The organism is Roseovarius dicentrarchi (genome assembly GCF_003316635.1).
GTDB lineage: Bacteria > Pseudomonadota > Alphaproteobacteria > Rhodobacterales > Rhodobacteraceae > Roseovarius > Roseovarius dicentrarchi.
On sequence record NZ_QNQP01000038.1, the window covers coordinates 1 to 14,753 of the forward strand.

At 60.7% G+C, this 14,753-nt stretch carries 10 protein-coding genes and 1 pseudogene; 4 read left to right on the forward strand and 7 right to left on the reverse strand.

The features are described from left to right. Positions 1-155: 155 nt before the first annotated feature. Positions 156-905, forward strand: a pseudogene (locus tag DQ230_RS16120) (integrase core domain-containing protein); the annotation flags it as partial. A 662-nt stretch (positions 906-1,567) separates the two neighbouring features. Here DQ230_RS16120 and gyrB read toward each other — a convergent pair. The 7 genes from gyrB to mutM all read right to left on the reverse strand — a co-directional run bounded on the left by gyrB (position 1,568) and on the right by mutM (position 10,478). Next, entirely contained in the window at positions 1,568-3,985 is a 2,418-nt protein-coding gene (gyrB, locus tag DQ230_RS16125; RefSeq protein WP_113913609.1) for a DNA topoisomerase (ATP-hydrolyzing) subunit B, read from the reverse strand. Between the two features lie 84 nt (positions 3,986-4,069). Continuing rightward, positions 4,070-5,173, reverse strand: coding sequence for a DNA replication/repair protein RecF (gene recF / locus DQ230_RS16130; protein ID WP_113913610.1), 1,104 nt, complete (start codon positions 5,171-5,173; stop codon positions 4,070-4,072). Positions 5,174-5,217: 44 nt separating this feature from the next. Then, a complete protein-coding gene (dnaN, locus tag DQ230_RS16135; RefSeq protein ID WP_113913611.1) occupies positions 5,218-6,336 on the reverse strand; it encodes a DNA polymerase III subunit beta in 1,119 nt (372 codons plus the stop codon). A gap of 121 nt (positions 6,337-6,457) precedes the next feature. Beyond that, entirely contained in the window at positions 6,458-7,810 is a 1,353-nt protein-coding gene (dnaA, locus tag DQ230_RS16140; protein ID WP_113913612.1) for a chromosomal replication initiator protein DnaA, read from the reverse strand. Positions 7,811-8,280: 470 nt separating this feature from the next. Further along, entirely contained in the window at positions 8,281-8,544 is a 264-nt protein-coding gene (gene rpsT, locus DQ230_RS16145) for a 30S ribosomal protein S20 (RefSeq protein WP_113913613.1), read from the reverse strand. 241 nt (positions 8,545-8,785) lie between these two features. After that, on the reverse strand, positions 8,786-9,562 hold the full coding sequence (locus DQ230_RS16150; protein WP_113913614.1) for an enoyl-CoA hydratase: 777 nt from the start codon (positions 9,560-9,562) through the stop codon (positions 8,786-8,788). A 64-nt stretch (positions 9,563-9,626) separates the two neighbouring features. After that, positions 9,627-10,478, reverse strand: a complete 852-nt coding sequence (gene mutM, locus DQ230_RS16155) for a bifunctional DNA-formamidopyrimidine glycosylase/DNA-(apurinic or apyrimidinic site) lyase (RefSeq protein WP_113913615.1) — start codon at positions 10,476-10,478, stop codon at positions 9,627-9,629. An 86-nt stretch (positions 10,479-10,564) separates the two neighbouring features. On the opposite strand from mutM, the gene ubiE reads away from it, so the two are divergent. The 3 genes from ubiE to DQ230_RS16170 all read left to right on the forward strand — a co-directional run bounded on the left by ubiE (position 10,565) and on the right by DQ230_RS16170 (position 14,650). Next, entirely contained in the window at positions 10,565-11,308 is a 744-nt protein-coding gene (gene ubiE / locus DQ230_RS16160; protein ID WP_113913616.1) for a bifunctional demethylmenaquinone methyltransferase/2-methoxy-6-polyprenyl-1,4-benzoquinol methylase UbiE, read from the forward strand. A gap of 4 nt (positions 11,309-11,312) precedes the next feature. Then, positions 11,313-12,845, forward strand: a complete 1,533-nt coding sequence (gene ubiB / locus DQ230_RS16165) for a 2-polyprenylphenol 6-hydroxylase (protein ID WP_113913617.1) — start codon at positions 11,313-11,315, stop codon at positions 12,843-12,845. 113 nt (positions 12,846-12,958) lie between these two features. After that, on the forward strand, positions 12,959-14,650 hold the full coding sequence (locus tag DQ230_RS16170) for a YjbH domain-containing protein (RefSeq protein ID WP_238987571.1): 1,692 nt from the start codon (positions 12,959-12,961) through the stop codon (positions 14,648-14,650). The last annotated feature ends 103 nt before the right edge of the window (positions 14,651-14,753 follow it).

Here is a 14,753-nt window from a genome sequence, read left to right on the forward strand (position 1 = left end):
TAGCCACGTCGCAAGCAAAGCCCCCAGACGGACTCGCTATATGAGGGCGGTCCGCCTGGGGGCTTTGTCACTCCAGAGGTGGGTCAAAATTAAACGCTGAAACGGGGTCAGTTTTAAACGCTCATTGCCAACAATGCGATCCTGAAGGATGTCGCAGCAAAAAAATGGTAACGCCCGGTATGAAGCGAGAGGCGGTGGCACATGTCGTGGCGATCCACGGCGTGAGCCGGCGCCGGGCGTGCAAGGCCTTGGCCGTGGATCGGACGAGCGTGCGTTATCGCAGCGTGCGTCCGGATGATGCCGATGCAAGGACAGCGATGAAGGCCGTTGCGACCGAGGGGCGACGGTTCGGCTATCGGCGTATCCATGTGATGCTCGAGCGTCAGGGGATCATGATGAACCTCAAGAAGCTGAGGCGGCTCTACCGGGAGGAGAAGCTTCAGGTGCGCCGCAGGGGTGGCCGCCGCTTCCGGGTTCTGGCAGTCGTCGACGACTATAGCCGGGAGTGTCTGGCCCTTGTCGCGGACACATCACTGTCTGGCTTCCGTGTCGTCCGAGAGCTCGATGTGCTGATCGCGCGGCGCGGCCGGCCAGCTATGGTTGTTTCGGACAACGGGACTGAGCTGACATCGATGGCGGTGCTGTCATGGTGTCTGCGAACAGGCATCGAATGGCACTACATCGCGCCAGGCAAGCCGATGCAGAACGGCTTCGTAGAGAGCTTCAACGGGCGATTCCGGGACGAGCTTCTGAACGAGACGCTGTTCTCGTTCCTCGCTGATGCACGCGAGCAGATCCGGGCTTGGCAGCACGACTACAACCATCACCGCCCACACTCTGGTCTCGGGAACATCCCGCCGGTCGAGTTCATGGCTAAGAAGGGGCTGGAAATGCGCGCCGCGTAGGCCCAAACATCAACCTGCGGATTCTCCCGAAATCTGGACGAGAGTCGGGGCTCAGGTCAGGCATTGCAAACTCTGCGGTGCCGCGACGATCCACGATATCTTGGTATGAAGTCTGATGGCAAGGCTGTGGTACCGCATGGTTTTTGGCTCGTATCTCACCATCGGCAAGAAACCTGCTCAAATCACCAGCATAAACCTGCCTGAAAATGAACCTGTTAGGCATGACTCTCCCGTAAGTCTCTTCACTCGCCTCATAGGGCATTGTTTTAACAAGGCTTTCAACCATGAAGGAGAGAATTGCACACGTCTGGAACGAGTCCTCCTCGGAAACTTGTGATTTATTTGCACAAGTGCAATTAATGTCCGCTTTCCTTGACGCCCTGGCCGACCGCAGCACCGGTCCGGCACTTGTGCAATCCGAACATTCTATTTGCCGGGAAGGTCGCTTGATGGGCAACGGGCTAATGTAGCCGGATGCGATATCTGTGCCGATGCTATGAACCTGGAGCTCGCACGACATGAAGCTGAGCGAAGCAGGAAGCGCAAACTGACGTGCTCCGAGTCTACCCCCTTGAAAAGCCTATTAAGTGCGAAAAGGGCGTTGACCTGCTACGCGAAAAAAAATGCGCGCCGCGAAAAAACATGCGCTCCCCTACACGAGTCTAGAAGTCCAGATTTTCCACATTCAGCGCGTTCTGTTGAATGAATTCGCGGCGCGGTTCGACCACGTCGCCCATCAGTTTGGTGAACAGATCGTCGGCCTCGGCGACGTCGTCCACCTTGACCTGGAGCAATGTGCGCGCCTCGGGGTCCAATGTCGTCTCCCATAGCTGATTTGGGTTCATCTCGCCCAGGCCCTTGTAACGCTGAAGCGAAAGCCCCTTTGCGCCCTCGGCCAAAATCGCATCCAGCAGTTCCAGCGGGCCGTGAATCAACTGCGTGCGGTCCTTGCGCATCAGCTTTGCGGGCAGGTTATAGACATCCTGCAACGCCTTGGTAAATCCGCCCGTCCGTTTCGCATCGGAGCCGCGCAGAACGGGGCCGTCCAGCGTGCGTACCTCTTCCACCCCGCGCAGGATACGGGCCAGACGGATACCATGATCCTGCGTGATACGGCCCTGCCAGCCGCGCTCGTATTCCAGCGCGATCAGGTTCAGGCGTTCGGCCACGCGGTTCGCCACCCCTTGCAAATCAGCTTCAACAGCGCCGGGCGCAAACGCGCCGGCGATGGCGGCCTGCTCAAGGATGTGGCGCGGGTAATGCGTCGGAAATGCCTCCAGCACACGGCGCAACTGGCGTGCCATATCGACCACGCGTACCAGATCGGCGCCGGCGATGTCCTCGCCATTGCCCTGGCGCAAGGTGACGCCCTCGATGCCCTGTTCGACCAGGTATTCCTCCATCGCCGGCTCGTCCTTCAGATACACCTCGGACTTGCCGCGTGTCACCTTGTACAGCGGCGGCTGGGCAATATAAAGATGACCGTTTTCAATAAGTTCCGGCATCTGGCGATAGAAGAATGTCAGCAACAGGGTGCGGATATGTGCGCCATCCACATCAGCGTCAGTCATGATGACAATCTTATGATAGCGCAACTTTTTGATATCGAATTCATCGCGCCCGATGCCCGTGCCCAGCGCCATGACCAGGTTGCCGATTTCCTGAGATCCCAGCATCCGGTCAAACCGCGCCCGCTCGACGTTCAGGATTTTACCTTTCAGCGGCAAAATCGCCTGCGTGCTGCGGTTGCGCCCGGTCTGCGCGCTGCCGCCGGCGCTGTCGCCCTCGACGATGAACACTTCGGTCTTGGACGGATCTTTTTCCGAGCAATCCTTGAGCTTGCCGGCCAGAAAATTCACGTCCATGGCCGTCTTGCGCCGCGTCAGATCGCGCGCCTTGCGCGCCGCCTCGCGGGCCAGCGCGGCCTCGACGATTTTCGAGGTGATGATCTTGGCCTCGTTCGGGTTTTCCTCGAACCACTCGGCCAGTTTTTCAGACACCAGATTCTCGACCGCCGGGCGCACTTCGGAGGACACCAGCTTGTCCTTGGTCTGGCTGGAGAATTTCGGATCCGGCACCTTGACCGACAGAACGCAGGTCAGCCCCTCGCGCGCATCATCGCCGGTGAAGTTGACCTTCTCCTTCTTGGCGATGCCGCTGGATTGGGCATAATTGTTGATCGTGCGCGTCAGCGCCCCGCGAAAGCCGGCCAGATGGGCGCCGCCGTCGCGCTGCGGGATGTTGTTGGTAAAGGGCAGCACCGTCTCGTGATAGCTGTCGTTCCACCACATCGCCACCTCAATGCCGATATCATCACGCTCGCCCCTGATGAAAATCGGCTCGGGCAGCATCGCCACCTTGCTGCGGTCCAGATATTTGACAAATTCCTTGACGCCACCGTCATAATACAATTCGGATTCCAGCGGCTCTTCTGGCCTTTCGTCGCGCAGGATGATGCGCACACCGGAGTTCAGAAACGCCAGCTCGCGCAGACGCTTTTCCAACGTCTCAAAGCTATAGTTCAGGTTGGAAAACGTATCGGTCGAGGCGAGAAACCGCACCTCGGTCCCTTTGCGGCCATTCGCGGGGCCGACGACCTCGACATGGCGCACGGTATCGCCCCGCTCGAACCTGCCCAGATGCTCTTTGTCATGGCGCCAGACGCGCAGCTCCAGCCAATCGCTCAGCGCGTTGACCACGGACACGCCCACACCGTGCAAACCGCCCGAAACCTTGTAGGAGTTGCTGTCGAATTTGCCGCCCGCGTGCAGCTGGGTCATGATGACCTCGGCGGCGGATACGCCCTCTTCCTCGTGGATCGCCACGGGAATGCCGCGCCCGTTATCGCTGACCGAAACGGAGCTGTCGGCGTGGATCGTCACGTTCACCCGGTCGGCATGACCTGCCAGCGCCTCGTCAATGCCGTTGTCGACGACCTCATACACCATATGATGCAAGCCAGAGCCATCGTCGGTATCGCCGATATACATGCCCGGACGCTTGCGAACAGCATCCAAACCCTTGAGAACCTTGATAGAATCGGCGCCATAATCTTCTGGCTCAACGACTGCCTCGGACATGTGGAAATTCCCCAGTAATTTTGTTGTTTTATAAGGGTTTCGGCGGGGGATGTCACGCAGCTATGCGCCGTTTTCCGCTCCGCGCTACAATGCGCGGGTTTGCGATAATCCGGCGTCGTCCGTTACCTCGAAATGCTGGGCGCGCGTGCCCAATTCGCCAAACAGCTCCGGCCCTGTGCCAGTCATCCACGCTTGCGATCCCAAGGCGCAAATCTCATCATAAAGCGCGGCGCGCCGCCCTGCATCCAGATGCGCGGCCACCTCATCCAGCAGCAGAACAGGGGGCGCGCCAAAGGATTTGGCCAGCGCCCGCGCATTTGCCAGGATCAGCGACACCAGCAGCGCCTTTTGCTCCCCGGTGGAGCAATCGCGCGCCGGCACGCCCTTGGCCGCATACACCCCGTACAGATCGGCCCGGTGCGGCCCTACCAAGGTTCGGCCGGCCATCAGATCGCGAAACCGGCTTTCGGCCAGCGCAGCACGGTAATCATCCGCACTGCCGGGCATCTCATTGTCGGTCGATGTCAGTTCCAACTCAGCGACAGGAAACGCCGTTTCAGCCTCGGCCTGCGCGCGGTGCAACTCAATCAGCGCGGCGCGGCGGCCCGCGTCAATTTCGGCGCCGCTGCGCGCCATCTGCGCCTCAAGCGCCTGATACCAATGCGCATCGCGCACCTGATCCTTCAGCAGACGGTTGCGTTCGCGCATGGTCTTGTCAAATTCCAGAACCGCCTCGGCGTGGCTGGGGACAAAGCTCATCGTGACGCGGTCCAGAAACCGCCGCCGCCCTTCGGCCCCTTCGATCCACAGCCTGTCCATTGACGGCACCAGCCACAGAACCCGCGCGATGCGGCCCAGCGCCAGCTGCGCCGCGGCCTTGCCATCAATTTTCACCTGACGCGCACCGTCATCTTCGGCCCAGATATCCACTTCGTGCATCCGCTCTTGCGCACACAAAACGCCGCTTACTTTCCATCCCAGCGCTTCGGGCCGCCGAACCATGTCCTGCGCCGCCGCGCGCCGCAATCCGCGACCGGGGGAGAAGAGCGAAACCGCCTCAATCAGATTGGTCTTGCCCGCGCCGTTAGGGCCGTGGATCACCACAGGCCGACCGTCCAACATCAGCTGCGCCGATTTGTGCGACCGAAAATGCGACAGGCTGAGCGATGCCAGATAAAGCCCTGTCACTTAGAGGCTTTCGTCTTCCCGAAAGTACTCAAATCCGGCCCATGTCACACGCGCATCGGCATGACGACATAAACCGCAGATTCGTCATTTCCCTCACGCATCAGCGTCGGATCGCCAGCCGAGTTGAACAAAAAGACGGCATTTTCACGATCCACTTGGCTGGCAATTTCCAGCAGGTATTTGGCGTTAAAGCCGATTTCCAGCCGCTCATCGGCATAAGCGACAACCAGCTCTTCCTCGGCCGCGCCACTGTCGGGCGCGTTGACCGACAGAACCAGCCGGTCCTCGTCCAGCGACAGCTTGACCGCGCGGGACCGCTCGCTGCTGACAGTCGCCACACGGTCGACCGCCTTGGCAAATTCGGCCGCATCCACTTCCATCCGGCGGGTGTTGCCCTGCGGGATGACGCGGGTGTAGTCGGGAAAGGTGCCGTCAATCACCTTGGATGTCAGGGTCAGGTTCGGCGTGGCAAAGCGGATCTTGGTCTCGCTGACCGACACCGCGATCATCATGTCATCGTCTTCCAGCAGCTTGCGCAACTCGCCGACCGTTTTGCGTGGGACGATGACGCCGGGCATTTCCTCGGCACCAATCGGCAGATCGGCGTCGATCCGCGCCAGGCGGTGGCCATCTGTGGCCACGCAGCGCAATACCTTGCGCCCGTCGGCGTCAGACACGTGAATGTAGACGCCGTTCAGATAATAACGCGTTTCTTCCGTGGAGATCGCGAATTTCGACTTGTCGAACAACCGCCGCAAAACCGGCGCCTTGGCCGAGAAATTGCTGGCATATTCCGAAGACGCCATTACCGGAAAATCTTCTTTCGGGAGCGTCGCAAGGTTGAAATTTGATCGCCCCGCCTCGACCGTCAGGCGCCCTGCGGCGCTGTCATCGGTCAGTGTCACCAGCGCGCCATCGGGCAGCTTGCGAACAATCTCGTGCAGCAGGACGGCCGATACCGTCGTCGCGCCCGCGCGTTCGACCTGCGCAAGGGCCTTGTCGCTCACCTCGATATCCAGATCGGTGGCGCGGAAATTGACCGTCTCGCCAGAGGCCTCGATCAGCACGTTGGCAAGGATCGGAATGGTGTTGCGACGCTCGACAACCGATTGCGCCTGCGCGACCGCCTTGAGCAGTGTTCCGCGTTCGATGCTGAGCTTCATGCCCATCCTCCCTAAAGGTGCCGACGCCGCGCCGGGACTGGCACGGTACAGCCGCCACCTTGCGGCGCAAGCTGTTTATGCTGTTTTCACGCGGAAAACTGAAATCGTCAAGGGTTCTGCCTTATGCTTCGAGCGTGCGGCGCAGCAGTTCCAGATCCTCGGCGATCTGGCTGTCGGTTGTGCGCAGCTCGTCAATGCGGCGCACCCCGTGCATCACCGTGGTATGATCGCGTCCGCCAAACCGGCGCCCGATTTCCGGCAGGCTGCGCGATGTCATCTGCTTGGACAGATACATCGCCACCTGGCGGGGGCGCGCAAAGATGCGCACGCGTTTCGGCCCGATCAGATCGCTGAGGCGGATGTTGAAGTGATCCGACACTTGCCGCTGAATTTCCTCGATCGTGACCTGCCGTTCGCTGCTGCGCAGCACATCGGCCAGACAATCCTGCGTCAATTCCAGCGTTATCTCGTGGCCGACCAGAGATGCGAAGGCAAACAGCCGCGTCAGCGCGCCTTCCAGAACACGGACGTTCTTCGTGATGCGCATGGCCAGAAATTCCAGCACGCCATCGGCCAGCGTCAGGCCCGGATATTGCGTGCGGTAATATTCGACCTTGGATTGCAGGATACCAAGGCGCAGCTCGTAATTGGTGGGGTGCAGATCGACCACCAGACCGCATTGCAGGCGCGATTTGATGCGCTCCTCAAGGTTTTCGATCTCGCCCGGCGCACGGTCGGCAGAGATGATGATCTGCTTGCCGCCATCGACCAGCGCGTTGAAGGTATGAAAGAACTCCTCCTGCGTGCTTTCCTTGCCGGCGATGAACTGGACGTCATCGACCATCAGCACATCGACCGCGCGGAACATGGATTTGAAATCCATCATCTTGCGCTCGCGCAGGGCCTGAACAAAGCGGTACATGAATTGCTCGGCCGACAGATAGACCACGTTCAGATCGGGCTGGCGCTGTGACAGTTCCCACGCGATGGCATGCATCAGGTGCGTTTTGCCAAGGCCGACACCGCCATACAAAAACAGCGGATTGAACATGACGGGGCCGCCGCTGGCGACACGTTTGGCGGCGGCATGGGCCAGCTCGTTCGGCTTGCCGACCACGAAATTGTCAAAGCTGAAGCGTTTGTCCAGCGGTGCGGTCGCCATCATCGGATCGCGCTGCGGCGCTGGTGCGGCGGCTGCCACGGGGCGCGCGGGCGCCGGGCGGACAGGCTGGTTCAGTGGCACCTGAAAATGCACGCGCCGAATGTCCGGTGCGACGCTCTGCACGTGGTACAGAATCTGGTCGCCGTATTTCTGCGAGACGTAGTTCCCGACAAAGCTGGTCGGGACCGCAAAGGTCGCCACGCCCTCCTCCATATGGGAAAGTTCGAGCGGCTCGATCCAGCTTTTGTAATTGCTCTTGCCGACCGACTTGAGAAGGTCCTGTTTTAGCCTGCCCCATTGATCCTGTGTCATGCCCGTCCGTTCCGCAGCTCATACGTTTCACTTGAACGCGCGGGGCCTTGAATGGCCCTGCGCCCGAAACGACCCCCACTCGGAAGACAAAGCTGCCCTGCCCCGCTGCGCACCCACAGCAGGCCCTCCGGTCCATTTCGGACGGATGTAAGGCACGACGTTATCCGCACGCATGGCCGGTATTCCGGTCCCCGCATGACATTCGTCGGTATGCTCTATCTGGACATGCCGGGTTTCCCCGAATTGACGTCGGTGTTTGGCCCCCCAAAGGCCCGCACCGGAATCAGCCTGTCCCCCCAAGCGTGAATCGCAAGGCCAAGTTAGCAACTTGGTCAGAGCAACAGCAACCGATCTTATCCCTTGACTCTGATTTCGCGTGAAAAGAATCTTTCAGCGTGTCGCGCCCTTTGAAAAGCAAAAAGGCGCCACAATTTGGGCGCCTTTTTATTTAACTTTCTCAGAGACTTAGATCAGGCGATCGCCTTGACCCGGCTGGACAGGCGCGACATTTTGCGCGCAACGGTATTCTTGTGGAAAACGCCTTTGGTGACGCCGCGCATCAGCTCGGGCTGGGCCGCGCGCAGGGCTGCGGTGGCTGCGTCCTTGTCACCCGATGCGATCGCCTCTTCGACTTTGCGCAGGTAGGTGCGGATGCGCGAGCGACGCGCCTTGTTGACTGTCAGACGTGCCTCGTTCTGACGGGCGCGCTTTTTTGACTGAGGCGTATTTGCCATGTGAATCTTACCTTTGGTTTGGTGTCATTGTCTAAATTCTACACGCAACGACACCGTCAAGGTCCTTGGCACGGCCAAAGATGATTCTTGCCTGAGCGGGCATCACGCGCATGTATGGTGGCGGTCATTAAAGCGTTTGCTGCAACTATGCAATCGGCATGCCACAGGAATTTGCAGGTTTCGCGCCGCGTCCGAGTGTCCGAAGCGGAGAAACCCGCCGGGGCATCTGCTCGGGACTGCCCTATTTATCGCGGAACTGCGCCTGCCGCTTTTCCTTGAACGCGGCCATGCCTTCGGCCTGATCTTCGGTTGCGAACAGGGAGTGGAAAACGCGCCGCTCGTACAAAAGCCCCTCGGCCAGGGTCGTCTCATAGCTGCGGTTCACCGCCTCTTTGACGGCCATGACGGATATCATGGATTTTTCCGCGATTTTGGCGGCTGCACTGCGTGCCTCCTCGTTCAGCTTTTTCAAGGGAACAACGCGGCTGACCAGGCCCGAACGCTCGGCCTCGTCGGCTTCCATGAACCGACCCGTGAGGTTCATGTCCATCGCCTTGGCTTTGCCGATAAATCGCGTCAGGCGCTGCGAGCCACCAAGGCCGGCCATGATTCCCAGGTTGATCTCGGGCTGGCCGAATTTGGCAGTGTCTGACGCGATGATGAAATCACACATCATTGCCAATTCGCACCCACCGCCCAGCGCATAGCCGGACACGGCGGCGATGATCGGCTTACGGATGCGGGTGATCGCGTCGTGCTGCGCGCCAAAAAAATCCTCGCTGAACATTTCAACAAAAGACTTGTCTGCCATCATCTTGACGTCCGCCCCGGCCGCAAACGCCTTGTCCGAGCCGGTCAGGATGATGCAGCGGACCTTGTCGTTTTCCTGTGCCGCCTTCAGCGCGGTGACCAACTCCCCCAGCAGCTGATCGTTCAGCGCATTCAGGGCGTCGGGGCGGTTCAGGGTGATGTGGGCGACGTGGTCTTCTACTTCGACGATGATCGTCTCATAGGCCATGAAAAATGCTTTCGCTTGTTCCTGTCAGACGGCTAGTCTTAGCACCGAAGGCGGGGGGATCAACCTATCTTTGGCACTTGCCGCAATAGAAGCTGGACCGCCCCGATTGCACCGCGCGCCCGACCGTCCCGGCGCAGCCATCGCGGCGGCACGGCAGGCCCTCGCGGCCATAGACATCGAAACTGTGCTGAAAATATCCCAACTCGCCCGAGGTCTGCTTGAAATCGCGCAAGGACGATCCGCCCGCCTCGATCGCATCGGTCAGCACATCGCGGATGATCGGCACCAGCGCCGCAGCACGGCGCGCGCTGATCTGTCCCGCCTTGCGCAATGGCGAGATGCCCGCGCGAAACAGCGCCTCGCACACATATATATTGCCAAGCCCCGCAATGATGCGCTGATCCAGCAGCGCCGATTTGATCGCCGTATTCCGACCCGCCAGCGCGGCGGTCAGATACGGCCCGTCAAAGCTGTTTCCCAGCGGCTCCGGCCCCAGTTTGGCCAATAGCGCGTGGTCGTCCGCGCGGGCCGTGGCGAACAGATCCATCGCACCAAAGCGGCGCGGATCGTTGAAGGTGACGCGCGCGCCACTATCCATGTGAAACACCACATGATCGTGCTTTTCTGCCGCCGGGTGGTCATGCGCGAACTGCCCGAGCGGATCGCCAGAGATCAACATGCGCCCCGACATGCCAAGGTGAATCAGCAGGCTTTCGCCCGATGCAAGATCGGCCAGAATGTATTTTGACCGGCGGCGCAGCCCCAGCACCTTTTGCCCCGTCAGCCGCGCCGCCATGTCCGGCGGAAAGGGCCAGCGCAGATCGGGCCGGTTGACATCGGCGCGGGTGATGACCGCGCCATCCATCACGGGGGCAAGGCCGCGACGCGTTGTCTCAACCTCGGGCAATTCGGGCATGTGGGGGCCTTTCGATGACCGCGCCGCATTGTGTCTGCGCGGCTGCGCCCTATAACAAGGCACTGAACTGGCGCAAGGCAAGAGCGATGAACGAGAAAACCACCCATTTCGGATTTCAGGACATCCCCGAGGATGAAAAAGCAGGCCGCGTGCGCGGGGTTTTCGGCTCGGTTGCCAGCAAATACGACGTGATGAACGATGTGATGAGCATGGGCATCCACCGCGTTTGGAAGGATGCCATGATGGACTGGCTCGCCCCCCGCCCCGGCCAGCGCCTGCTGGATGTTGCGGGCGGCACCGGCGACATCGCCTTCCGGTTTCTCAAACGCGCCGGCAGCGGCCACGCCACCGTGCTGGACCTGACCGAGCCGATGCTGATCGAAGGCCGCAAACGCGCCGAGGCCGAGGCGATGGCAGGCAGCCTTGATTGGGTCGTCGGCGACGCGATGGCGCTGCCGTTCGAGGATAACACATTTGACGTTTACACGATCAGCTTTGGCATCCGGAATGTCACCCGGCCGCAAGAGGCGCTGAACGAGGCGTATCGCGCGCTGCGTCCCGGCGGGCGGCTGATGGTGCTGGAGTTCAGCCAGATCCCGAATGACATGATGCAAAAGGCGTATGATTTATACAGCTTCAACATCATCCCCCGGATGGGTCAGGCGATTGCAGGCGACAAGGAGAGCTATCAGTACCTGGTCGAATCCATCCGTAAATTCCCCGATCAGGACACGTTCCTGAGCATGGTCAAACAGGCCGGTTTCGGCAATGCCAAGTATCGCAACCTGAGCATGGGCATCGCCTGCCTGCATTCAGGCTGGAAGCTGTAGCACCATGCGCGGACCGCATAACATCATCCGCCTGATCCGAACCGGCGCCACGCTGGAACGGACGGGCGCCATGGGCATTGTCATGGACGCGCTGGATGCGCCGCCACTGGTGCGCGGCACGCTGCGTTTTATCGCGTGGCCGTTCAAATGGCTGGGGGATGAAGGCGACCCCACCGTGCCGCCCGCGCCGCGCGCGCTGACCGCGCTGGGGCCGGCCTACATCAAATTCGGGCAGATCCTGTCGACCCGCCCCGATCTGGTGGGCGACGATCTGGCCGCGCAGATGCGCGTGCTACAGGATAAACTGCCACCCTTTCCGGTGGACGTGGCCAAGGCCAGCATCGAATCCGAACTTGGCCGCCCGGTCGAGATGATTTTTGACGATTTCAGCCCGCCGGTTGCCGCCGCCTCTATCGCGCAGGTCCACAAGGCGCGGCTGAAGGAAACCGGCGAAGAGGTAGCGATCAAAGTGTTGCGCCCCGGTATCGAGCGCGCCTTTCGCGTAGATATCGATGCCTTCTACTTTGCCGCCAACGTGATCGAACTGCTGTCGCCATCGTCCCGGCGCCTGCGCCCGACCGATGTGATTGCCCATTTCGAGGGCGTCGTCATGGGTGAGCTTGATCTGCGATTGGAGGCGTCTTCGGCCTCTGAATTTGCGGCCAACACCAAAGACGACAAGGGATTTCAACTGCCCAGCATCAAATGGGATCTGTCGGGCCGCCGCGTGATGACGATGGAATGGGCCGATGGTGCGCCGCTGGGCGACAATGCCGCGATTGACGCGGCAGGCCATGACCGCACCGTTCTGGGCGACCGCGTGCTGCAACTGTTCCTCAGCCATGCGCTGCGCGACGGCTATTTTCACGCCGACATGCACCAAGGCAACCTGAAGGTCGCGCCGAACGGCAATATCATCGCCTACGATTTCGGCATCATGGGCCATATCGACGAATACACCCGCCGCGTTTACGCCGAGATTATCTATGGCTTTATCAAACGCGACTACCACCGCGTGGCCGAGGTGCATTTCGAGGCCGGATATGTCCCCGCTGACCGCGATGTTGACGAATTCGCCCGCGCCCTGCGCGCAGTGGGCGAGCCGATTTTCGGCATGGATGCCAGCCGGATCAGCATGGGCAACCTGCTGAGCTATCTGTTCGAGGTCACGGAACGTTTCGGTATGGAAACCCGGACCGAGCTGATCCTCTTGCAACGCACGATGGTGGTGGTCGAGGGGGTCGCGCGATCACTGAACCCACAGATCAATATCTGGCAGGTCGCCAGACCGGTGGTCGAGGGCTACATCCGCGAGAGCCTTGGCCCCCGCGCCATCGCCCAAAGCATGGGCAAGACGCTGGCGGTTCTGGCCCGGTTCGGCCCGCGCATGCCGCAGCTGGTCGAGTCGGCGCTGATGCGCCAGGCGGCCCCACCGCCAGAGCCGCCACGCCGCAGGCGCCGCGATCTGGCTGCATGGGGTGCCGGCGGGCTGGCAGTAGGCGCGGCACTGGCCACGATCATCGCGCAGCTGGGATAGTGCGCGCGACGCCACGGACCCTCGAAAAACGATTTTAATCGTCAATTTATCTGTTGTTTCACGGTTTCGCTGCCTATTGTGCAGAAATTATCTGCATTGCCCGAGGGACGCCTGTGACCTGCAAACAGCCAATCGCCGTTTTGGCCACAACCTTTGCCTTATGCGCCGCCAGTTCGGCCGCTCATGCCCAATCCGCTGTGGATCTGCGCGCCAGCGTCAATCCCGGTCGGCCTGACGGCAATCAGATCACCACGCAAACCAACATCTACGGCGCGCCGGGCGGTCTGATCGACATGCCGACCGCTGAAATGGCGCCCGATGCGCAGCTGTCGACGACAGTTTCGTTCTACGGGTCGGGCCGCAATTCGACGACACGGACAACGCTGACCTTTCAGGTGCTGCCGCGCCTTTCCGCCAGTTTTCGCTATTCCGGCATTGGCGGCATCATGCCCGATCCGGGGCGCCCAACGTTCAATACGCTGTATGACCGGTCCTTCGACCTGCGCTATCGCCTTGTGAATGAAGGGCGGTACATCCCCGCCATTGCGATCGGCCTTCAGGATTTCATCGGCACCGGTATTTACGGCGGCGAGTATCTGGTCGCGACAAAAACCATCGCATCGCGCCTGCGGGTAACCGGCGGCATCGGCTGGGGCCGATTCGGCAGCAATGGCAGCTTTGGCAAAACCGGCACCCGGCCCAACACCCTGCTGGGTGAAGGCGGCATTCCAACGTATGACCGCTGGTTCCGCGGTGATGTCGCGGCCTTTGCCGGTCTGTCCTATGCGGTGACGGACAAGCTGAGCCTTGGGGTCGAATATTCGTCCGACGGGTATGACCGCGAACAGCGCGACGGGAATATCGACCGCAAATCGTCATTCAACTTCAGCGCCAGCTATCGCGTCAGCGATTCGCTCAGCTTCAGCGCCTACTCGCTCTATGGCGACGAGGTGGGCGCCTCGGTCACGATTTCATTGAACCCGCGCACTCCTGCAGTCAATGGCGGCGCCGAGGGTGCGCCGCTGCCCGTCGCGCCGCGCGCGCCCGGCGATGCGGCCGATCTGGGCTGGACCACCGATACCGCCCGCCAAAGCAGCGCGCGCGCCACGCTTGCATCACTGCTGGAGCGTGAGGGCATCATCCTGCATGGCATGGATCTGGACAGCAGACGCGCCCATGTGCAGATCCGCAACACTCGCTATGGCCAGCGCCCGCAAGCCCTGGGCCGTACAGCGCGCGCCATGACGCGCAGCCTGCCCGCCTCGGTCGAGATGTTTACCATCACGCAAATGGTGCAGGGCCAGCCGGCCGGCTCGGCCACCTTCCATCGGTCAGATCTGGAGCGGCTGGAGAACGCGCCCGCAACCGACATTCTGGCGCGCGCCGTCATTGCCGATGGGCTGCAATATTCGGACGGAATCACCCTGGCAGAGGACGCGCATCCGCGGTTTGAATATGGCCTTGGCCCATTCCTGCGCTTCAGCGTGTTTGACCCGGACAATCCGGTCCGCTTCAACGCGGGCGTTCAGGCACGCGCCAAATACCATTTCGCGCCCGGTTGGGTCGCCTCCGGGTCGCTGTCGCAAAAGGTGTTCGGCGATCTGGGCGACGTGTCGCTTCCCGGTGCGTCCGGCCTGCCGCGTGTTCGTTCAAACGTTGCGCTTTACTCAAGGACAGACACACCCACGCTGGACCATTTGACCGTATCCAAATACGGACGCCCCGCCAAAGACATCTACAGCCGCCTCACAGTCGGCTATCTTGAGCGTATGTATGCCGGCGTGTTGATTGTCATTGAGAACTGACCCGGCATTTTCATCGAGATCTGACCCACCCAGTCGTTATGATCTGCTGATTATGATGGCGTCAATGCTGTTGCCTCCTTTCGCTTTTTCTTCGCTGTTTCGG